Source organism: Spirosoma sp. KUDC1026, from assembly GCF_013375035.1.
In the GTDB taxonomy this organism is placed as follows: domain Bacteria; phylum Bacteroidota; class Bacteroidia; order Cytophagales; family Spirosomataceae; genus Spirosoma.
Genome location: NZ_CP056032.1, coordinates 582,024 through 602,121 on the forward strand (window position 1 = coordinate 582,024; position 20,098 = coordinate 602,121).

Consider the following 20,098-nt stretch of genomic DNA (forward strand, 5'->3'; position numbering starts at 1 on the left):
GGGAGGCAGATAATTCACCCCGAACAAAGCATTGTTGCGTAAACACAAGAATGCCACAAACGCCGGACTAACTTGTCCAGCATCTGTGGCATCGTAAGCCATTGGCAAAAATCGTTATACTTTGATTTCTACGTCAACGCCACTGGGAAGTTCCAGTTTCATCAGTGCATCTACCGTTTTAGCGCTGCTGCTGTAGATATCTACCAGGCGCTTATAGGTGCAAAGCTGGAACTGTTCCCGCGCCTTTTTATTGACGTGGGGCGACCGCAGAACGGTGTATTTTTCTTTCTCGGTTGGCAGTGGGATGGGCCCGCTAACAACTGCGCCGGTCGACTTAACGGCCTTAACGATTTTCTCGGCTGATTTGTCAACCAGCATGTGGTCGAACGATTTCAGCTTGATGCGAATTTTTTGGCTCATTCTGTTGTGGTTCGTTTGAGTTAACCCTGCCGAAAGAACCATTTACTCCGTCAGGGCCTGTAATTGGAGCGCAAAGGTACGAATAATCAACTACTTAGAGAAGGTATGCTTACTCTTTTCTAGTTTTTTTTACTTCGGCAAAAAAGAAAGGCGTCCGAAACGGACGCCTTTCCTGTATTCATAAGCGGCTGAGCGATTACGCTTTCACCGTACCTTTTTCTTTGGCAACAACGGTGTCCGAAATGTTCTGTGGAACAACTTCGTAGTGCGAGAAGGTCAGGTTAGCCGTAGCACGGCCCGATGACATCGTCCGCAGATCCGTTACGTAACCGAACAGTTCAGACAGAGGAACATCGGCTTTAATCACCTGCGAACCAGCTTTCGTGTCCATACCTTTCATCACACCACGACGACGGTTCAGGTCGCCCGTAATTGGACCGGTATACTCTTCCGGCGTCAGTACTTCAACCGCCATGATTGGTTCGAGCAGTTTCGGACCAGCCTGACGAGCAGCCTCACGGAAGCCCAGACGAGCGGCCATCTCGAACGACAGCGAATCGGAGTCAACGTCATGGTACGAACCGTGGAACAGACGCACTTTCATGCTTTCCAGCGGGAAACCAGCTAGCGGACCATTTTTCAGTGACTCGTCAAAGCCTTTCTGCACTGGCTGAATAAATTCTTTCGGAATTACACCACCAACAATTCCATTAACGAACTGCAGGCCTGGCGTGATCGAACCGTCTTCTTCCTGGTCACGAGGTCCAAGTTCAAACACGATGTCAGCAAACTTACCGCGACCACCCGATTGTTTCTTGTACACTTCGCGGTGTTCAACGCTTTTCGTCAGTTTCTCTTTGTAAGCAACCTGAGGTGCACCCTGATTTACTTCCACTTTGAACTCACGACGCATCCGGTCGATAATGATTTCAAGGTGCAGTTCACCCATACCCCGGATGATGGTCTGACCGGTTTCTTCGTTCGATTCAACCTTCAGGGTTGGATCTTCTTCGATCAGTTTACCAATTGCTTTCGAGAAGTTGTCCTGATCGGCCGTTTTCTTCGGTTCGATAGCGTAACCGATAACGGGATCCGGGAATACCATCGATTCCAGAACGATTGGGTTCTTTTCATCCGACAGGGTATCACCCGTTTTGATGTCTTTGAAACCAACCACAGCACCGATGTCACCAGCTTCCAGACGGTCGATCTGATTCTGTTTGTTGGCGTGCATCTGGAAAATACGCGAGATACGCTCTTTGTTACCCGACCGGTTGTTCAGAATGTAAGAACCTGACTCCAGTACGCCCGAGTACGAACGAACGAAGCACAGACGACCTACGTAGGGGTCAGTAGCGATTTTGAACGCCAGGGCCGAGAAAGGCTCCGACGACGAAGGCTTGCGAGAAATCTCTTCGCCCGTGTTTGGGTTCGTTCCTTTGATGCTCTCCTTATCCAACGGCGATGGCAGCAGGGCCATTACGTAGTCGAGCATGGTTTGAACACCTTTGTTTTTGAACGACGATCCGCAAAGCATCGGAACGATTTTCATGGCGATCGTTGCTTTACGCAGCGCTTCCAGGATTTCTGCTTCAGAGATCGACTCAGGATCTTCGAAGTACTTCTCCATCAGCGTGTCGTCGAATTCGGCGACGGCTTCCAGCAGTTTTTCGCGCCATTCGGTCGCTTCGTCCATCATGTCTTCCGGAATGGGGACAACCTCGAAGGTCATGCCTTTATCCGATTCATTCCAGACGATACCGCGGAAGTTAACCAGGTCAACTACACCTTTGAACTCATCTTCAGCACCGATTGGCAACTGGAGAGGGACAGCGTAGCTACCCAGCATTTCTTTAACCTGCGTGCAGACATTCAGGAAGTCAGCACCCGAACGGTCCATTTTGTTCACGAAGCCCAGACGAGCAACGTTGTAGTTGTTTGCCAGACGCCAGTTGGTTTCTGACTGAGGTTCGACACCATCAACGGCGCTGAACAGGAACACCAGACCATCCAGTACACGCAGTGACCGGTTTACTTCAACCGTAAAGTCAACGTGGCCTGGGGTATCAATGATGTTGATGTGGTACTTGTTGTCCCGATAGGTCCAGTCAACGGTAGTAGCAGCCGAAGTGATGGTAATACCACGCTCCTGCTCCTGCTCCATCCAGTCCATCGTAGCAGCACCATCGTGTACCTCACCGATTTTGTGACTTACCCCGGCGTAATAGAGAATACGCTCGGTTGTGGTCGTCTTACCCGCATCAATGTGGGCAGCGATACCGATGTTTCTCGTGAATTTTAAATCGCGAGCCATTAGATTGTTATACTGAGAGTTATGTAATTCTAAAACAGCAGAAAAGGCCTACTAAGTTCAGCAGTCGGCGCCTTTTGTAAATCAGGACGCAAAATTACTGAAAGTCAGTTAGAAAACAAACGAGGCACCCGGAAATCTGGTATTCGTATCCGGCTGTTCGATAACTAAAAGATAGCGTAACAGGGTTTTCCCCTGTTACGCATTAGCTTCTATTCAACCGGGGCTTCCACAATCATGACAATTTTCCACAGCCCCCGGATATCCTGCAGGGGAACCGTCACGTTACCGCCATTGGGATTGTCGGAATGAAGCGTCAAAAACTTGCGCGTTAGGAGTTCATTATCCCGAATCCGTTTCACGACAAAGTAATCCCGGTACATGACTGCATAGACGCCCCCCGACTGATATACCCAGTCGTTCTCACTCACCGGCACGGCCAGTACTTTAGCGCCGTGTGCCAGCTGAGGGCTCATGCTATTGCCCGAGATTTCAAGCACCACCGCATGTTTATGTCCCCTTGCCACTGTCTTACGAATACGAAACGGTTCCATATCCATCGAACCAGCACCGTCGCCGTAGCTTTCAACAAAACTGGCGTAAAAGCGTACGGGCACGAAGGGTACCTCCATAGTATCCTCATCCGTATTCGTTACCGCAGCATTGGCCTCCGGTGAACTCAAGATCGGCAGCATTCCCCGAATCAGATAGTCGGCACTGATCTGCGGGTAGCAGGTCAGCAAACTCATAATCGTATCGTACGATGGCTTCGCCCGACCATTCAGAATGTTGTAAAATTTAGACGGATTTTCGCCTAACTCCTTCGCTATCTGGTATATCGTAATACCCAGCGCATCAAAAACCTGCTTCAGTCGATCCTGTATACTCGCCACTTTGTCCATCTTTTCTGAACATTTTTTCTCCATCACAGTATGGATAATTAGCAACTATAATACAAGTAAAATATATTGCGCTTGTATTACAACAAACATACAACAAATACACAGGAATGACGAAACAACAGCGGCTTAATTACTGAAAATAGATGAACCGGAACCGATTAACCAGCCACACGCACCCAACAGTCCTGTTTGTCGACATGAACAGTTTCTTCGCTTCCTGCGAGCAGCAGGTTAACTTCTGGCTGCGGGGCAGGCCGGTAGGTGTATGTGTGTACACGGGGCGGCAGGGCTGCGTCATCGCGCCGTCGGTCGAAGCCAAAGCGCGGGGCGTTAAAACCGGCATGCGCCTGGATGAAGCCATGACTCTTTGTCCTGATCTAGTTCCGGTCGAAACCCACCCGACTCGCTATAGGGAGTACCATGTCAAGCTTGTAGAAGTGTTACGTTCCTTTTCGGATGATGTTCTGCCTAAAAGCATTGATGAAGCCGTTATTGACCTGACTAATTACCAGTACGTGTACAAAGATATACGCCAGACAGCGCTGGCCATCAAACAGGCGATTCGGGAAAAAGTGGGTGATTATCTGCGGTGTTCAATTGGTATTGCACCGAACGCGTTCCTGGCGAAACTAGCCTCTGACGTGCAAAAACCCGACGGACTGACGATCATTACGCCCGAAACGATCGACGACGTCCTACGCAAGCTACGCCTGACAGACCTACCCGGAATTGGTCAGCGGATGGCAGTGCGACTGGAGGAGGGCGGCATACACACCCCTTTGGCGCTACGTTATGCCAAACCCGAGCACCTCCGCGCTGTCTGTAAAAGCATTATCGGCTGGCACTGGCACCTGCGCCTGAATTTTGGTGGCGAGGTTGATCTGGGTGAAAACGATGCCTACAAGAGTATGTCGGCTATGCGTACACTCTCGACCGAGCAGCGCCACTCACCCGAACAACTGGACGAGCTGCTTATGTCGCTTTGCCTGACGCTCGAACGCCGGATGGTTCGCAACAACGTTTTCTGTCAGGAACTGTCGTTTTCCTGCCGCTACCACACCGGCCGGACGTATAATTACGAAGCCCGGCTACCGAACCCTATGCAGGATGGTTCGGAACTGTATCAGATTATTCGGCAGCGACTCGATAAATTCCAGCAGGCCCACCAGTGCGAGCCTGTACTGAATAGCCATTTGCGTAGCATGTCGGTAGTCGTTTTCCGGTTTATCCCGGCTGATCTGATTCCGTTCAACCTGTTCGAGAAAAGCACCCGGAAGGACAAGCTCCGCCAGACACTGCATCAGCTGAAAAGCAAATACGGCACGGATAAGCTGATCCGGGCGGCCGAACTGCGCGACAACCCCATTTATCGGGATGTTATCGGCTTTGGCAACATCAAAGACTTGTGAGTCCTTATTTGATGGTTCGTTTTACCTCAAACCGTAATTGCTGCGTTCCTACCCGCCCGTCTGGCGCTAGCCCATTCACTTCCACCAGATACGTACCGTCCTGATCGGAGGTATAGAAATTGATCTGTCCCTGCGCATTAGGTTTCAGATCAGGGTTCCAGTACAGCAGCGTCCGGCCGTCGGGCAGGCGGCTTTCCCGCTGTTTGGGCGTATCGTAGCGGGGGGCGTAAAACTCCCGCTGTACCTGCAGACCATCGTAGTCAATTTTGATCTGGTATGAATCGAGTGGAAAACCGGCCAGATCACCTTTATAGGTCATAAAACTAACCAGCCCATCAAAGGTAGTCGGTCCGGTCATATACCGATTTTTGATGACGTCCAGCTTTCTGACTTTGAGCGGACTGAAGGCCATCATTTTATCAATATTAAAGGTGGGTACGCCATCCAGCAGCACCATCGGGTTATTCTCGAAATACTCACGATAGGGCGTATTGGGGACAATCCACTGAAAATGGCCCTGCCGCTTACGGACCATCACGCCCAGAACATACTCCCGCAAAACGTCCTCCGTTGTAGGGAAGCGCGTGTAGGCATCCAGCAGGTACGATTCACTCGGTGCGCCGTAAAACGCAGCACTGTCGATGGCCGGAGGCCGGTACTGAATTGCCCGATCGCCCAGGTAGGTCGTCTGCGTCTGCATACCAACGCTTCGGCTGAGCAGCGAAGCCGACAGCGATTCATCCGCTGAAAATTCAGCAAACCGGGTACCGGGAGCTTTATCACTGAACGGGTTAACAATAGTCAGTCGCAATAGACTATCTTCCGGCTCCGGTTGTACGATTAGTTGCTTAGAGCCATAGAAGTCAGGCATTTCGAACAGGATACGGCCGCTGGAATCGCTTATGGACGTGTAAAGCCGGATCAGCTTACTAGGTACCGACAGGTACGTCATCACGTTACGTGCTGGGGCACCCGTCGAGGGAGTTGTTACGGTTCCCTGCACGATCAGGCCGTTGTATTCAGGCACGAACGTAAAGGCTGGGCGGTGGGTCTCATCAGCCAGTATCGACGCCCAGCGGAACCGGCGCCAGCCGTGGGTAAGCATCAGGTTATCGGCTACTGCACGAGTTTCCGCTGTTTCCTGCTGAAAATAGTAATCCGGGTTTTCTACTGTCCCCTGCAGCGCTGAAGTCAGCCAGCAGTAATTCCGGATGCTGGTCGATGATCCGGACGCAAGTGAATCGAGCCGATACACCGCCATTGACAAATCGGCAGGCTTGCCGCCGGTAGAAGCCGTCAGCGTCACTTTTGAGCGCTGGGCGTACTGCGGTTGGTCGGTCGTTAAATCAATGGGCAGGAGCTGCGTTGGTCGTTTGAAATACAGCCGTTCACACAGAGGGTTGCGATTGGCATCGAACAGGGTGATGTGCGATACACCTTCCCCCAGCCTGTTCCGATCGATTGAGAACGTAGTTTCCTGCTGGACAGACTTGGTTTCGGCCAGTTTAATGGCCTGTCGCGTGTGGGCGAGCAGATACACCGTGGAGGAGCCGGATACGTTGCTACGTACCGAAACGGTCATCTGGCCGTTTTGATCGTCAAGGCGCATCACGTAGCCCTGTTCAAGCACCGTGGGCAGAGGCTGCGTTACGGTCTGTCCCTGTTTGTCCCGAAAAACGACCCGGTACGTTTCCGAGCTGACCGGCGTAACCTCAAAACTACCCATCCCGAACGGCTGCGTAGCAAAACGAGCTACGGTGTCATTCTTCGCTGTTAGTAGCCATCCCTGTGCGGCTATACCCCGGTCGGCCCTATCAGCAACCCGAAAAGCGACTCGGCTGGCCAAGCCCCGAACGAGGTTACCGCCCTCGGGAAACAGCTGCACCTGGTAGGCAGGCGTTGCCTGTTTGAGCGGTAAGCCAAGTGGCCGGAAGGGGTTGATAATTGTCAGCGGTTGTTCGAAAAACGTGGCCGCATCGAAGTTTTTCATCCAGTTGGTATACGCCCGAACCAGATACTGCCCCGACGACAGCGAGGCAGGCAGAAACAGATAGCCGCCCGCCCCATCTGGCGACAAGGCTACTTTGGTCTGCAGGACAGGCCTGAGTTCTTTGTCTAGTACCTCAACGTACGACACCTTGCTGACCGTAAGGGGCTGGTTGGTGTTTGCATCGACATAGTACACCTTGAACCAAAGGGTTTCGCCAGTCAGGTGAGTTGTCTGGTCCAGGTGAAGGAACAGTCTTTCCTGAAGCGTCTGCCGCTGATACGTATTAAATGCGTCCTGTATGGACGTAGTAGTTGATTGACCGAACGCCTGCCAGCCAACCAGCCACAACAGCACCGCAACAAGCCTTTTATCCAGGTATTTCATGAGGTTAGTGGTCACTAGTTGCTCCAGAACGCAGGACGCTTGTTGGTTCCCCTTAATCGGCAATCGACGCAGTACAACGATGATGTCAGGTACTGACTCTGATCAAAATAACCAACCACACCACCTGGCTGATTCTGGCGAATCTCATCCAACGTCATTGTATCGGTCTGACATAAAGTATTACCCGTCTGCGGATACCAGGGCGGCAGTTGCGCTTTCTGAATAAAAATGCGTTTGCTGGTGACGCTACCGACCCGAAAGAAACCGAGTACCAGATCGGCACTATTACTGACGGAGTGAATATTCCCCGTAATCTGCGAAGGCTGCGGATCGAAAAGCGAGCCAACGCTCTGGGTAATCTTGGCCAGTTGCTCGTAATAGTCGTAGGCTTCTTTGGTCAGGCCGTACTGCCGCACCAGCATACTATAGCGGATGCCCAGTTTAATCGACTGACCCGGAATAAACATCAGAGGGCGCTGGCTAATGATATCCTGACTCAGTCGGGCCGATGTACTCAACAGAATTGTGCTGGATGAATCGCCTGTCCAGCACCGATACGCATCTTCGGTCCGGCCGACAAGTTGGTTGTTGATCAATTCCAGCGAAGATTGATAGGCGGCCGTAAACTCCCAGGTTTCGTTATAATCCCACCGGTAATAGCGAGTATTGCCCCGCGGGTCGTGCGTATTCACGTTGATCTGAACACCGTCGTTTTCCACAAACCAGTTTACACTGTCAATCGCGGGTGTGGTTACGACGGGTACGTATTCCGAAACATACTCTTTTCCCTGCGCCGTTTTGATGCGCAACCGGTAGGTTTCGTTGATCAGTGGCGTAACCCCCGTTAGCGAATAAGTGCCGTTTCGGGTTTCCTGGAGCGGATAATTTCCATGATACATGCTCTCGATGGTCACCTGTGCTTTCGTTTCTACGGTAGGGGCTTTCGAATCGGCCAAGTTCTGCGTTCGCGTCAGCCGGATACTGGTCGTTGAGCCCGGAGCGCTATCGAAAAAACCGTTCACGACCAAATAGCTGCCCGGTGCTGTTATCTCGGGGGGCCGATAGGGATCGACACAACCGGCAACCAGCAGCACCAGGCTCCAGCCCAGCAGCCGGAGCACCGGTGGACTTGTTATCGAGCGAAATGTTTGAATAAGCCGCAGCATAGCCGGTTAGAATCTGAAATTATAGGTTAATGACGGAATAGGCTGACCAAAGATCGACAGGCGATAGCCATTCACGACACCATTTTCGGATTTGAAATAAATGGAGTACACGTTCCGCCGACCCGTCAGGTTATAGACCGAAATGGTCCAGAAGCTGTGGGCCAGTTTTTTCACTTTATGATTGCCTTCGATATTCATCGCGAAATCAGCCCGGTAATAGTCCGGCACTCGATACTGGTTCCGCTCCGAGAAGAACAGCCGCTGCGATCCGTCGAGTGTGTATTTAAGTACGGGTAGCGTAATGGGCCGGCCAGTGCTGTACGTAAAATTCAGCGACAGACTGAATCGCCGATTAACCTTGTAGTTGCCAATGAACGTCAGGTCGTGCGGTTTGTCGTAGCTACTGGGGTAAAATGACCCATTGTTGATCTGCTCAGCCTTATTTGGGCTGTTGGTTTGGAGCAACGTCCGGGCGTAGGTGTAGCTCAGCCAGCCGTTCAGTTTACCCGTCGTTTTCTTGATCAGGAACTCAACTCCGTATGCCACTCCCTGCGCGTTGACGACATCCGTTTCGATGTGCGAGTTCAGAATCAACGTAGCGCCACCCCGGTAGTCGAGCAGGTTCTGCATCGTCTTATAATACGCTTCGACGGAGGTTTCGATGGTATTACGCCGGTTGTTTTTGTAGAGACCAATGGCGTATTGATCACCAATCTGCGGTTTGATGTTCGGATCGCTCAGCTTCCAGATGTCGGTGGGCGAAATAACGGTTGTGTTGGACAGCATTTGGATGTACTGCCGCGTCCGGTTAAAGCTGGCCTTGATTGACGACGTTGGCGACAGTGTATACCGGAGCGCCAGGCGATATTCCGGGCCGTGGTAGGTTTTGATCGGCTGATTGTTACCGTACGTCAGCGTATCAGTAATAGTACTGACCGTCTGGGCAAGACCGGGTGCGTACTGAAACACTGACTTCGGACCCAGGTAGGTATAAAATGAGTACCTCAATCCGGCATTGATCGACAGCCGATCCGTGACGTCGAACTTGTCACCGACGTAGAACGCGCTCTCCAGGCCCTGTTCGTGCGGTACAACATCCGGCAGGATCAGCGATTCACTGCCGCGCGGCTGGAAACTGCCCGGAAACAGTTTATAATACGTAGTACCGAACCCAAAATCGACCGCGTGCTGATTGGTAGGGAAATAGTTAAAGTCGGCTTTCAGCTGCGACTGGTTCACCGCAAAATCCAGCTGGTAGGCGTTGATCGGATTTTTCTGGCTGTAAACCTGGTAGTTATAACCGCTGTAGCTGCCCGTGAAAACGCTGTAGAGCTTGTTATTAATAATGTGCTTCCATTTCAGCGTAGCCGTCCGGTTCTGGTATTCATAGGTCGTATCGGTATTCAGACGAAAATTGTCATGGCTCAGGTATCCGGTAAAATAAACGGTGTTCCGTTCGTTGGCGTCATGCGTTACGTGCAGATTCACATCGTAAAAGCCAGCCCGGCTGTTTCGGTAGGCGTCCGTAGGCAGCTGTTTCAGAATCCAGTTCGAGTACGTCGAGCGGCCACCGAGGATAAAGGCTGTTTTTTCTTTAATCAATGGCCCTTCAACCATCAGCCGTCCGGTCAGCAGGCCGATACCACCTGCCCCAACAAATTTCTTCTTGTTGCCATCACGCGTCTGTACGTCCAGCACCGACGACAGCCGTCCGCCAAATCGGGATGGAATTCCGCTTTTATAGAGCTCAGCGCTTTTAATCACATCCGGGTTGAACGCCGAGAAAAAACCGAACAGGTGCGACGGGTTGTAGATCGTTGCGTCGTTGTAAAGAATCAGGTTCTGGTCGGTAGCCCCCCCGCGGACGTTTAGGCCCGTTGAGCTCTCCCCTACTGATTTTACGCCCGGTAAAGTTAGCACAACCCGTAGCAGATCGGCTTCGCCCAGGGCGGTAGGCACCTGACGAATGGTTTTGATGTCGACCCGGTCCTGACCCATCTGCGTACCGGCAATGTTTACGTCCTTTTCGGCTTCAATGATTACCTCTTTCAGGGCAATCACGTCGTCTTCCATCTCAATGTCCAGCTTACCGTCGTTGTAGAGAACAATCCGGCGACGGGTATCTTTCATGCCGATGCTACGTAGCTTCAACTCGTGCCGACCGCGGGGCAGTGTCAGCGAATAATACCCGAATTGATCGGAAACCGTACCGACACGCGGATTGTCGACATAGATCGCCACGCCCACAACCGGCTCGCCCGACGCTACGTTCCGCACTGAGCCAGCCACCGTTGCCCGACCCGAGCGGATTGGATTCGTTCGGGTACCAACCTCGTAGGTTTTGGTTTCCGGCTCTGTCCGTTTGATCCGGCTCATGGCTAGGTAAGCATCCGCCGTCGAATCCGTGCTATTGGGATTTCTTCCCCGCTCGAAAAAGCCAATGGGTAATTCCGTACGAATAGGTCGTTCGAGTGTGATGTATACTCGCTGCTGAGCATCAATGGCAAAGGCGTACTTACTCCCGTTCAGGGCCTGATAGAGTACCCCCTGGAGAGGTATATTCTTAGCCTGGACCGTAATAAATAGGCTATCAACCTCTTTTGCATCAAAGTAGAATCGGTAGGTTGTGCTGGCTTCAATTCGTTCCGCAAATTGCTCGAAGCGAAGATTCGTGAAGCTTCCGTTGATCAGGATGGGCGAATGGTTCTGCCCCGACGCCCCTGTCAGCAGACAGCACAGAATAACCAGAATGAAAATACAACGGTATAGGTGGGGCATGCTCAGTGAGTTAGGTGGTCGTACTGACGCACAATGGCTGTGATAGCTTCCTCGCGCTGCTGCTTGAATTTTATTCCGTTGGCGCGCAAGTATTTTTGCAGCACAGAGGCTTGCTCCGGAAACAGCCGCAGGAGCGCCCGCTTTGATTTGACCGGATAGTAGGTTCCATTTTTCAGAATGAAGTAGCGATCTTCCTCCACAAAGTCGGCCTTGTACTGCCCGCTCGAAATATCTTCATGAATGGTCTTGACCCGGCGGGCCAGCGCCTTCACCGACCCATCGTACAGCAGTTGGTAGAAACCGGTACGTACCTCAACCGTACTGTCGCCCACCAATCGCGCAAAGTGATGACTACCTATCGAAAATGATCGGATTTGTTCGCTGTGCAGCCGAATCCGGTAAGGCGTTCCGGGACGCTGGATAGCCAGTTCATCCCGGACGATGTCGTACAGCATCGACACATTTTTATAGAAAACGCCATTATAGTCAACAGTGCCGATCTGCAGACTATCCGAGAAAAAGAAAGGGTGAATTTTTATCTGATAATTGTGTGCTACATACTCGTTTCCTTCAAAGAGATGAGCCTGTTTCTTCGTCGCCCGGTCATAAGCCAGCACAGCCTCTATCTGACCGGCGGCCATCGCCAGCGTATCAGCCGAAGTCTGGCCCAACCCAGTCGTCGTTTTTAGTAACAAACAAAGGACGAATAAACGATAAAGCATGAGGAAGGTTTGATTGCGGGAAGTAACCAATACAAATCCGCATTTTCAAACTCTTACTCTACTGAACTGGTATTCGTTGCAGAAAACTCAATAGTTTACGGCAGTTCTTGTTCTTTTGGACAAAAGAATGTTGTACGCCCGCCAACCACAGAACGCTCGATCCGCGTCTTGCATCGCGGGCAAAATTTATGGGCTTCCAGATCATCGTACGGTGAATTGTCCCATTCCCGAACGTGGATCAGAAAGTTCTTAGGGAAATCACGATACATCGCTTCGTACCGAATAGCCGTTTCGAGCACTAGCCGGATAGCCACATGAATCTGTGTAATCTGCTCGTCGGTCAGTGTATCAGCCCGTTGCTCCGGGTGAACGTACGCCTGAAATAACACCTCATCGACAATCCAGTTACCCAGACCAGCGACTATACTCTGGTCGAGCAAAACGGGTTTGATGAGGGCTTTTTTGCGCCGGAGTTTGTCTGCCAGTTGGTCGCGGGTTATGTCGAGCCCATCCGGGGCAATTTTCTTTTCTTTGAGAAAAGCATCAATATCCGAAACCAAACCGACGCGCTCAAACTTGCGCGGACAAAGAAATCCGAGATTGAAGCCGCCTTCGAATTCAAAGACGATCCGGGCAAAACGCGGCCGGTCGAGCGACGAATGATAATACTCCAGATCGCCCGTCATGCCGAAGTGCATTCGGACTATCACTTCCGGGTCGTCTGTCAGAACGAACAGGTTCTTACCGACCCGGCGTGTTCCGGTAAACTGGCGTCCCTCCAGCTTAGCCAGTAACGTGCTATACTCAGTGGTCAGTAATTTTTTGTCTTCGACCTCAATATGACGGATGGGCTGGTGCAGCGCGGAGGCTTCCAGGTACTGACGGCGAATTTCGACTTCGGGTAATTCAGGCATGTATTTTTTTGTCCATACAACCCAGTTTCAAGTCAGTTGTTCCAAACAGGAAGGCCATCTTTTAAATCTGTCAGTCCTCGTTCAGCGCGCGTACAAAAAGGTCAAATAACTGTTAATCAGCCCTCCTTCACTCCACAAAATAAACCATTTTAGTTATTTGCACGTTCTACAGGACAATACAAACGGGCTTACGTACGTTTGGGAGATACGTTTTATTGTGAGTGTTTTCACCAAAATGCATTCACGACATTTACCATCATACTACACAGGATGTAACAACTTCTACCGACCGCGCAAGCGGCTTTTTTAAGTTTTACATGTTTAATTGTTAAACTGAATTCCCAATGGAAAACAATCAAAAACCCAAGACTAATGGTGCCTTGTTAGCCGCTCTGATTATTATGACGGGCCTGGCAGGGGTATCGAGTTATCTGTATTTCGATCAAAAGAAAGTGTCGGAAAGTCAGGAAGTGACCATCTCCGAACGCGTTGAAGAACTGTCGTCAACCCGGGTAAAACTGGATTCGATCTCGACGGCCCTGGATGCCAAAATTGCCGAAGTGCAGAAATTGGGTGGCGATATTACGGAGCTGGAAAAAGTGAAAGCACAACTGGAGAAGGACAAAGCGTCTCTACGCCGGGGCAACCGGGTTTCGTTGGCTAAGTACGAATCGAAAATCAAGCAATACGAAGCGTTCCTGGTTGAAAAGGACACTCTGATTGCCAATCTGCAGCGCGAAAACGCTACGCTGACCGATAACGTACGCGTACTGGGCGACGAAAACACAGGGCTTAAAACGGATCGGCAACGGTTGAGTGACTCCGTTTCTACCGTAGTGGCCCAGAACCAGGACCTTAGTAGCAAGGTAACCCGGGCCGCAGCTCTTAAAGCTCAGAACGTAAAAGTATTGGCTGTCTCGTCGAAAGGAAAAGTTAAAGACGATGACTCGTACAAAGCGAAACGCCTAGATAAAATTAAACTGCTGTACACGCTGCAGGACAACCCTCTGACGCGCGAAGAGGCCAAAGAAGTATTTGTTCGGGTGCTGGACCCGCAGGGCGCAGTCGTGTCGGACATGGCTAACGGTTCCGGTACGTTTGTTGTTGATGGAAACGAAACCATCTACACGACCAAACAAACGGTGAACTACACGAACAACAATCAGAACGTCGAACTGATGTACACCCGTGGTATTCCTTACAAACCTGGTAAATACACTATTGAGTTGTATTCGGAAGGTTTCCGGATTGGCTCCGGCCAGTTTGCCGTTCGGTAGGCAATCCACCTGACAGCATAAACGAAAAGCCCGTCGAACGACGGGCTTTTCTGTTATCAGTAAGACCAGATAGATCTATTCGTAGTAATTCAAGATCTGGTGACCGCTTTTCGCCAGCAACTGGTCGCGACGGAACAGATCAATATCGGCCTGCATCATGTCTTTTACCAGACCCGCCAGATCGTATTTCGGCGTCCAGTTCAGTTGGGTCATTGCTTTGGTTGGATCACCCAGCAGCAGATCTACTTCGGTTGGGCGGAAGTAACGAGGATCAACCGCTACCACTTCTTTACCGATTTCAACGGCAAAATCCGGGTTCGACGAGCTAACTACTACGCCTACTTCGCTTTCACCTTCGCCTTTGAATTCCAACTCAACGCCGATTTCCGCGAATGCCATCCGGACGAAATCCCGGATCGACGTCGTTACGCCGGTAGCGATTACGAAATCTTCTGGTTTTTCCTGTTGCAGGATCAGATACATCGCTTCAACGTAGTCTTTGGCATGGCCCCAGTCACGCAGCGAATCCATGTTACCCAGGTATACTTTATCCTGCAGCCCCAGACCGATACGCGATACCGCACGGGTAATCTTCCGCGTTACGAACGTTTCGCCACGCAGGGGAGATTCGTGGTTGAACAGGATACCGTTGCAGGCATACATGTTATACGCTTCCCGGTAGTTTACCGTGATCCAGTAGCCATACAATTTAGCAACCGCGTATGGCGAACGAGGATAGAATGGTGTCGTTTCAGACTGCGCGTGGCCCTGAACACCACCATACAGCTCAGACGTCGACGCCTGATAGATACGTGTTTTCTCGGTCAGGCCCAGCAGACGAACGGCTTCCAGAATCCGCAGCGTACCGATCCCATCGACCTGTGCGGTGTATTCTGGCTCGTCGAAACTTACGCGCACGTGCGACATAGCACCAAGGTTGTAAATTTCGTCAGGCTGTATCTCCTGGATAATCCGGATCACGTTCGTTGAATCAGCCAGATCACCGTAGTGCAGTTTGAAACGGACATTTTTCTCATGCGGATCTTCATACATGTGATCAATCCGCTGCGTGTTGAATAACGAACTCCGGCGTTTGATGCCATGCACTTCGTATCCTTTTTCCAGCAGTAACTCGGCCAAGTAGGCCCCATCTTGCCCGGTGATTCCGGTGATTAACGCTTTTTTCATAAATCTTTTACGCGACGAAAGTCAAACGGCTGAATTGTACAAATTCCATCAAATATAAAGCAAACGCCTTAAAATCATAGCACTATTTTATTAACAGGCTACGGCGAATGTCCACTCGATCGGGCTGAATCTGCGCGGCAGGGAGCAGTTGCTTAATGGCTGCGTAGTAACGCTCTGAGTCGGTCCGTTTCATAAAATCGCCGACTTTGAGCCGGTACGTTGGCTGTGTATACGTCAGATATGGACTTAACTCAGGAAAATTTTGATAAATCAATAATTTAGCGTCGTCAGCAGCCTGACGCTGGTTGCCAACATACACCTGAATTCGGAAGCCACTGGCGTACCGAATGCTTCGATTGTTGGTCGCCATGGTGTCAAGTACCAAATCAAGTTCCCGATTTATTGAGGGTACGGTACTGGCGGTCGAGCTATTTGTTTTCTTAGGTTCGTTCCGGCGGGGGGCTGGCGTAGTCGATTTTGCCGGGGCAGTCGTAGTTGTCCGTGTGGGTTTAGCCGCTGGCCCGTCTACGGGTTTATATACCGGTCTGACGCCCGATAAATCTTCTGTATACCGGTTATAATCGACCGACGAACGGCCCGACGTAGTAGCGGGTCGGCTACTGGCGCAGCTGGTCAATAAGGCAGCGAGCAACCCGTAACCAAGACATAAATATCTGGGCATAAGTAAACCTGGATGAATAGGCAAAAATAGCCATTTTGTCCATCGAATTGCGAAAGGATGCCCGGGCCAGCGCAAGCCATCCGGGAATTTGGTTATTTTTGGGCTTTTATCAGGTACCATTCTCATGTTGAGTATACAAAGTCACGTATCACTTAAGCCCTACAACACATTCGGGATTGACGTCGATGCGCGATACTGGGTTGAGATTAATCACGAGAACGACTTACAGACGCTTCTCAGCATTTCAGAATTCCTGAATACGCCCAAGCTTATTCTGGGCGGAGGTAGTAACGTACTGCTCTGCCATGACTTCGACGGCCTAGTTGTCAAGATGAATATTCAGGGTATTGAGGTCGTCCGGGAAGACGATCAGCACGTCTACCTGACGGTGGGCGCGGGCGTCACCTGGCATGACCTGGTTGTGTACTGCGTCAGCAATGGTTATGCCGGCATGGAGAATCTGTCCCTGATTCCGGGCACCGTTGGTGCCGCCCCCATGCAGAACATTGGTGCCTACGGTGTTGAACTGGAGCAGGTTTTTGAATCACTGACGGCCATTCATACGCAGACCCGCGAAAAACGGACCTTTTCCCACGCCGACTGTCAGTTTGGTTACCGGGAGAGCGTTTTTAAACATGAACTGAAAGGTCAGTACATCATTACGAGCGTTACGTTCCAGTTGGATAAACAACCCGTATTTCACACTCGTTACGGCGCTATTCAGGAAACCCTTACTGAAATGGGCGTTTCCGACGAGCAGTTGTCGATCAAAGCCATCAGCGACGCGGTAATTCGGATTCGGCGGAGTAAGCTCCCCGATCCGGCGCAGATTGGCAATGCGGGTAGTTTCTTCAAAAATCCGGAGATTCCGGCTGAGCAATTTGATGCATTAAAGGATACGTATCCGGCGATGCCCGGTTATCCGCTTGATGGCAACGTAGTAAAAATCCCCGCGGGCTGGCTCATCGAGCAGGCTGGCTGGAAAGGATACCGCGCCGGCGATGCGGGTGTACACACTAAACAGGCGTTAGTGCTGGTCAATTATGGTTATGCATCCGGCAACGAGCTGATTGCCCTCGCCCGAAAAATCCAGGCATCCGTTCAGGAGAAATTTGGCGTAACCATCAACCCGGAGGTAAATATTATTTAGGAGAAAGGGAGGAAGGAGAAGGGGGAGGAGGGGGAAAGGAGAAAAGTTTGCTTCGGCATTCCTTACTCCTTTCCTCCCTCCTCCCTTTCCTCCTTTTTTATTCAAAACACAGCGATGCGGCTCCGAGGAGACCGGCGTCGTTGCCGAGGGTAGCCCGCTTGATGGCTAGGCCATTTTTGTAGTAATCGTTCAGCCAGTAATCCAGCGTTTTATTAACCGCAGGCAGGATGTAGTCGAACGAGGCCGACAGACCACCGCCAATCAAGACCTGTTTAATATCCAGAATTTTGATGAGCGCAGCCAGACCTTCGCCGAGAATTTCGCCGACTTCCGTCCAGATCTGCATCGCTAGTTCATCGCCTTCTACGGCAGCGGCCACCAGGCCCGTCGTTGAGATAGATCCGTCGTCGGGCAGATGCGTTTCACCGTTGTATTCGCTCCGGCGCAGTACGGCTAACTCCAGCAGTTCTTTCTTGCCGATGTTACGTTCCAGCACCCGACCATGACGCGATGGAATATGGCCCGGCTCCATGGCGTTACCATCCCCACCGGTAAAGATTTTCTTGTTAATGATGGCTGCCCCGCCAACCCCCGTACCAAGCGTAATGAAAATATAATTTTCCGTTATTTTTTCTTCGGCAAAGTAATATTCACCCAACGCAGCAGCATTGGCATCATTGGCCAGGAAAAATCCGGTACCCGGAAAGCGCTTGGTCAGAATATCAACGACCGGAATGTCATTGATTTCGGGAATAGCGGTGATTTCCAGCGGAACAGTACGATCCCGGTTGAGCATGCCAGGTAAGCCAATACCTACTTTTTTGACATCTTTATTCGCTAATAACTGCAGCGCAACAGCATCGCCAAAGCGGTCGATAAAATGGCCGGACTGGCGCCAGCTCATCGTATCGTGGCTATAGAAGTTGGAGATTTTACCCGTATTGGCATCCACGATGCCCATTTTGACGTTTGTTCCGCCAACGTCAATACCTAGATACTCAACGGAAGACATGTACTTATTTTTACGATTTACGAGTTTCGATTAACTAGTTCGGGTTGATCAAGTGTGCCGCAAGTTACGAAAATCAGCGTTGTATGGTAACGGTCTGAGGGAACAGTGTTCCACGCCGACTTATATATCTCCCAACTGAGGTCGAATCAGAATCTCTTCAACCACGGCACTGGCCGACAATGAATAGGCAGCCCAGGCCGTATCGGCCACATCTTCAGCCTTCATAAACCGATCTTCGGGCAGATCCGTACCGGCCCAGCTGTTTGTCAGCGTAGCCCCCGGCAGCAAGGCCGTCACTTTTACACTATGCGGTTTTAGCTCTTCGCGCAACACCCGGCTCATGCCCAGCAGGGCAAATTTCGAAATACAGTACGAGCCGCCGTTGGTGTAAGGCGTAATACTGGCGGTTGAGCACATCATAAAAATGTGTCCCTTCCGGCGGGAAATCATGCCGCCAATCAGCCCCCGCGTTAAATGATAGGCGCTCGCTACATTGGTAGTCATCAGCTCTTCGAATACGCCTTCGGCTTCGTTCTGAATCTGCCCCGGCTGAAAAACACCCGCGTTGTTGACCAGTACATCCACAGGCCGGTTCAGCAACCGAACATAGTCGAGCAACGCATTGACACCATCGCGGGTCGATAAATCGGCGGCAAACGGAAGCAGACCAGGGCTGGTGATTTCACCGACGGAGCGGGCGCAGACAACGGCATCAAAACCTTCGGCAACAAACTTATCCGCAATGGCCCGACCGATACCTTTGGAGCCCCCCGTGACAACAAGTAATGGATTCATAAAGCAGCAAACTAATCAACCAATTTCTGTTCGACTCCGAAAAGCCACCAGTTTCTGTCAGGGTGCAAGTTACGTTAGAAACCATTCTTCCTTTCGTACAGTTTTCCCGAGTGGGAACCGTCCGGCATGAAACCACTCAACTGAAAGTGGTTCCCGACAGCGCGATGCTGTGCCCTCTCTTTGCTACACGCATATGTCACGAATTGGTAAGTACTTTATTTTTCTGGGCACCCTCTTCCGAAACCGGGAAAAGCTGTCGGTTTATTTTCGGCTCATTCTGAACGAGTGTACGTCTATCGGCGTGGGCTCGATTTTCATTGTTGCGCTGGTCAATACGTTCATTGGTGCCGTTACCTGCGTTCAGACGGCGTATAACCTGACGAACCCCTTTGTTCCCCATAACATTATTGCCCTGATTGTGCGCGACAGTACCATTCTGGAACTGGCCCCTACCCTTACCTGTATCGTGCTGGCTGGGAAGGTTGGCTCCAACATCGCCGGTGAGCTGGGCACGATGCGCATTTCGGAGCAGATCGATGCGCTGGAAGTGATGGGGATCAACTCGAGTTCATACCTGGTCTTACCCAAGGTAGTCGCGTCGGTGCTGATGTTTCCGCTGCTGGTCATTATGGCAGCTTTTCTGTCCATTCTGGGTGGCTACATTGCTGGTACCCTGTCGGGGGTCATTACCCCCGAAGAATACGTATCGGGCCTGCGCTTCGACTATAATCCCTTTGGCGTTACGTTCTCTCTAACCAAAACTGTTGTTTTTGCTTTTCTGGTATCGACTATTTCAGCATTTCAGGGCTACAACGTAAGCGGAGGGGCACTGGAAGTGGGCAGCGCATCAACGGCGGCTGTAACGAATAGCTGTATCGCTATTGTAGGGGCCGACTTTTTGCTAACGCAATTATTGCTAACATAAATAATGGTGAATGAGTCAATGAGCGATTGAGCGAATAGGCTGACGCCAATAATGGTTTGCCGAAAATTATTCA

General features: G+C 51.0%; 16 protein-coding genes. 4 read left to right on the top strand and 12 right to left on the bottom strand.

Going from position 1 to position 20,098, the window contains the following annotated elements; translation table 11 throughout:
• Positions 1-114 precede the first annotated feature (114 nt).
• The 3 genes from rpsJ to HU175_RS02530 all read right to left on the bottom strand — a co-directional run bounded on the left by rpsJ (position 115) and on the right by HU175_RS02530 (position 3,633).
• Positions 115-420 (bottom strand): 30S ribosomal protein S10, encoded by a 306-nt coding sequence (gene rpsJ, locus HU175_RS02520; RefSeq protein WP_176565085.1) that lies wholly within the window; start codon positions 418-420, stop codon positions 115-117.
• 196 nt (positions 421-616) lie between these two features.
• A complete protein-coding gene (gene fusA / locus HU175_RS02525) occupies positions 617-2,734 on the bottom strand; it encodes an elongation factor G (RefSeq protein ID WP_176565086.1) in 2,118 nt (705 codons plus the stop codon).
• 209 nt (positions 2,735-2,943) lie between these two features.
• Positions 2,944-3,633, bottom strand: a complete 690-nt coding sequence (locus tag HU175_RS02530; RefSeq protein ID WP_176569104.1) for a helix-turn-helix transcriptional regulator — start codon at positions 3,631-3,633, stop codon at positions 2,944-2,946.
• A gap of 143 nt (positions 3,634-3,776) precedes the next feature.
• Between HU175_RS02530 and HU175_RS02535 the strand changes: the two genes are divergently transcribed.
• Positions 3,777-5,042 carry a DNA polymerase IV gene (locus HU175_RS02535; protein WP_176565087.1) on the top strand — a complete coding sequence of 422 codons (1,266 nt, stop codon included), beginning with the start codon at positions 3,777-3,779 and terminating at the stop codon, positions 5,040-5,042.
• A gap of 4 nt (positions 5,043-5,046) precedes the next feature.
• On the opposite strand, the gene HU175_RS02540 is transcribed toward HU175_RS02535, so the two are convergent.
• The 5 genes from HU175_RS02540 to HU175_RS02560 form a co-directional block, all read right to left on the bottom strand.
• The gene (locus tag HU175_RS02540) at positions 5,047-7,416 is read right to left on the bottom strand and encodes a hypothetical protein (RefSeq protein ID WP_176565088.1); all 2,370 of its coding nucleotides are present in this window, start codon (positions 7,414-7,416) and stop codon (positions 5,047-5,049) included.
• 14 nt (positions 7,417-7,430) lie between these two features.
• Positions 7,431-8,582, bottom strand: coding sequence for a DUF4249 domain-containing protein (locus tag HU175_RS02545; RefSeq protein ID WP_176565089.1), 1,152 nt, complete (start codon positions 8,580-8,582; stop codon positions 7,431-7,433).
• Positions 8,583-8,588: 6 nt separating this feature from the next.
• Entirely contained in the window at positions 8,589-11,360 is a 2,772-nt protein-coding gene (locus HU175_RS02550; protein WP_176565090.1) for a TonB-dependent receptor, read from the bottom strand.
• A gap of 2 nt (positions 11,361-11,362) precedes the next feature.
• Positions 11,363-12,082: a hypothetical protein gene (locus tag HU175_RS02555; RefSeq protein WP_176565091.1), complete on the bottom strand. Its 720-nt coding sequence runs from the start codon at positions 12,080-12,082 to the stop codon at positions 11,363-11,365.
• Positions 12,083-12,177: 95 nt separating this feature from the next.
• A complete protein-coding gene (locus HU175_RS02560; RefSeq protein ID WP_176565092.1) occupies positions 12,178-12,996 on the bottom strand; it encodes an Fpg/Nei family DNA glycosylase in 819 nt (272 codons plus the stop codon).
• A gap of 344 nt (positions 12,997-13,340) precedes the next feature.
• On the opposite strand from HU175_RS02560, the gene HU175_RS02565 reads away from it, so the two are divergent.
• Positions 13,341-14,273, top strand: coding sequence for a hypothetical protein (locus tag HU175_RS02565; RefSeq protein ID WP_176565093.1), 933 nt, complete (start codon positions 13,341-13,343; stop codon positions 14,271-14,273).
• Between the two features lie 75 nt (positions 14,274-14,348).
• Here the strand turns inward: HU175_RS02565 and gmd are convergent, their stop codons facing one another.
• Both gmd and HU175_RS02575 read right to left on the bottom strand, forming a co-directional pair.
• Positions 14,349-15,461 carry a GDP-mannose 4,6-dehydratase gene (gene gmd / locus HU175_RS02570; protein ID WP_176565094.1) on the bottom strand — a complete coding sequence of 371 codons (1,113 nt, stop codon included), beginning with the start codon at positions 15,459-15,461 and terminating at the stop codon, positions 14,349-14,351.
• A gap of 82 nt (positions 15,462-15,543) precedes the next feature.
• Entirely contained in the window at positions 15,544-16,143 is a 600-nt protein-coding gene (locus tag HU175_RS02575) for an SPOR domain-containing protein (RefSeq protein WP_176565095.1), read from the bottom strand.
• A 124-nt stretch (positions 16,144-16,267) separates the two neighbouring features.
• Between HU175_RS02575 and murB the strand changes: the two genes are divergently transcribed.
• A complete protein-coding gene (gene murB / locus HU175_RS02580) occupies positions 16,268-17,293 on the top strand; it encodes a UDP-N-acetylmuramate dehydrogenase (protein ID WP_176565096.1) in 1,026 nt (341 codons plus the stop codon).
• A gap of 97 nt (positions 17,294-17,390) precedes the next feature.
• Here the strand turns inward: murB and HU175_RS02585 are convergent, their stop codons facing one another.
• Entirely contained in the window at positions 17,391-18,305 is a 915-nt protein-coding gene (locus HU175_RS02585; RefSeq protein ID WP_176565097.1) for an ROK family protein, read from the bottom strand.
• A gap of 120 nt (positions 18,306-18,425) precedes the next feature.
• Positions 18,426-19,100, bottom strand: coding sequence for an SDR family oxidoreductase (locus HU175_RS02590; RefSeq protein ID WP_176565098.1), 675 nt, complete (start codon positions 19,098-19,100; stop codon positions 18,426-18,428).
• Between the two features lie 193 nt (positions 19,101-19,293).
• Between HU175_RS02590 and HU175_RS02595 the strand changes: the two genes are divergently transcribed.
• Positions 19,294-20,025: an MlaE family ABC transporter permease gene (locus HU175_RS02595; RefSeq protein ID WP_176565099.1), complete on the top strand. Its 732-nt coding sequence runs from the start codon at positions 19,294-19,296 to the stop codon at positions 20,023-20,025.
• The last annotated feature ends 73 nt before the right edge of the window (positions 20,026-20,098 follow it).

What these genes read in the sequence shown, in the direction of transcription:
- rpsJ (WP_176565085.1), bottom strand. Translation starts at nt 420, where the DNA reads ATGAGCCAAAAAATTCGCATCAAGCTGAAATCGTTCGACCACATGCTG.
- fusA (WP_176565086.1), bottom strand. Translation starts at nt 2,734, where the DNA reads ATGGCTCGCGATTTAAAATTCACGAGAAACATCGGTATCGCTGCCCAC.
- HU175_RS02530 (WP_176569104.1), bottom strand. Translation starts at nt 3,633, where the DNA reads ATGGACAAAGTGGCGAGTATACAGGATCGACTGAAGCAGGTTTTTGAT.
- HU175_RS02535 (WP_176565087.1), top strand. Translation starts at nt 3,777, where the DNA reads ATGAACCGGAACCGATTAACCAGCCACACGCACCCAACAGTCCTGTTT.
- HU175_RS02540 (WP_176565088.1), bottom strand. Translation starts at nt 7,416, where the DNA reads ATGAAATACCTGGATAAAAGGCTTGTTGCGGTGCTGTTGTGGCTGGTT.
- HU175_RS02545 (WP_176565089.1), bottom strand. Translation starts at nt 8,582, where the DNA reads ATGCTGCGGCTTATTCAAACATTTCGCTCGATAACAAGTCCACCGGTG.
- HU175_RS02550 (WP_176565090.1), bottom strand. Translation starts at nt 11,360, where the DNA reads ATGCCCCACCTATACCGTTGTATTTTCATTCTGGTTATTCTGTGCTGT.
- HU175_RS02555 (WP_176565091.1), bottom strand. Translation starts at nt 12,082, where the DNA reads ATGCTTTATCGTTTATTCGTCCTTTGTTTGTTACTAAAAACGACGACT.
- HU175_RS02560 (WP_176565092.1), bottom strand. Translation starts at nt 12,996, where the DNA reads ATGCCTGAATTACCCGAAGTCGAAATTCGCCGTCAGTACCTGGAAGCC.
- HU175_RS02565 (WP_176565093.1), top strand. Translation starts at nt 13,341, where the DNA reads ATGGAAAACAATCAAAAACCCAAGACTAATGGTGCCTTGTTAGCCGCT.
- gmd (WP_176565094.1), bottom strand. Translation starts at nt 15,461, where the DNA reads ATGAAAAAAGCGTTAATCACCGGAATCACCGGGCAAGATGGGGCCTAC.
- HU175_RS02575 (WP_176565095.1), bottom strand. Translation starts at nt 16,143, where the DNA reads ATGCCCAGATATTTATGTCTTGGTTACGGGTTGCTCGCTGCCTTATTG.
- murB (WP_176565096.1), top strand. Translation starts at nt 16,268, where the DNA reads ATGTTGAGTATACAAAGTCACGTATCACTTAAGCCCTACAACACATTC.
- HU175_RS02585 (WP_176565097.1), bottom strand. Translation starts at nt 18,305, where the DNA reads ATGTCTTCCGTTGAGTATCTAGGTATTGACGTTGGCGGAACAAACGTC.
- HU175_RS02590 (WP_176565098.1), bottom strand. Translation starts at nt 19,100, where the DNA reads ATGAATCCATTACTTGTTGTCACGGGGGGCTCCAAAGGTATCGGTCGG.
- HU175_RS02595 (WP_176565099.1), top strand. Translation starts at nt 19,294, where the DNA reads ATGTCACGAATTGGTAAGTACTTTATTTTTCTGGGCACCCTCTTCCGA.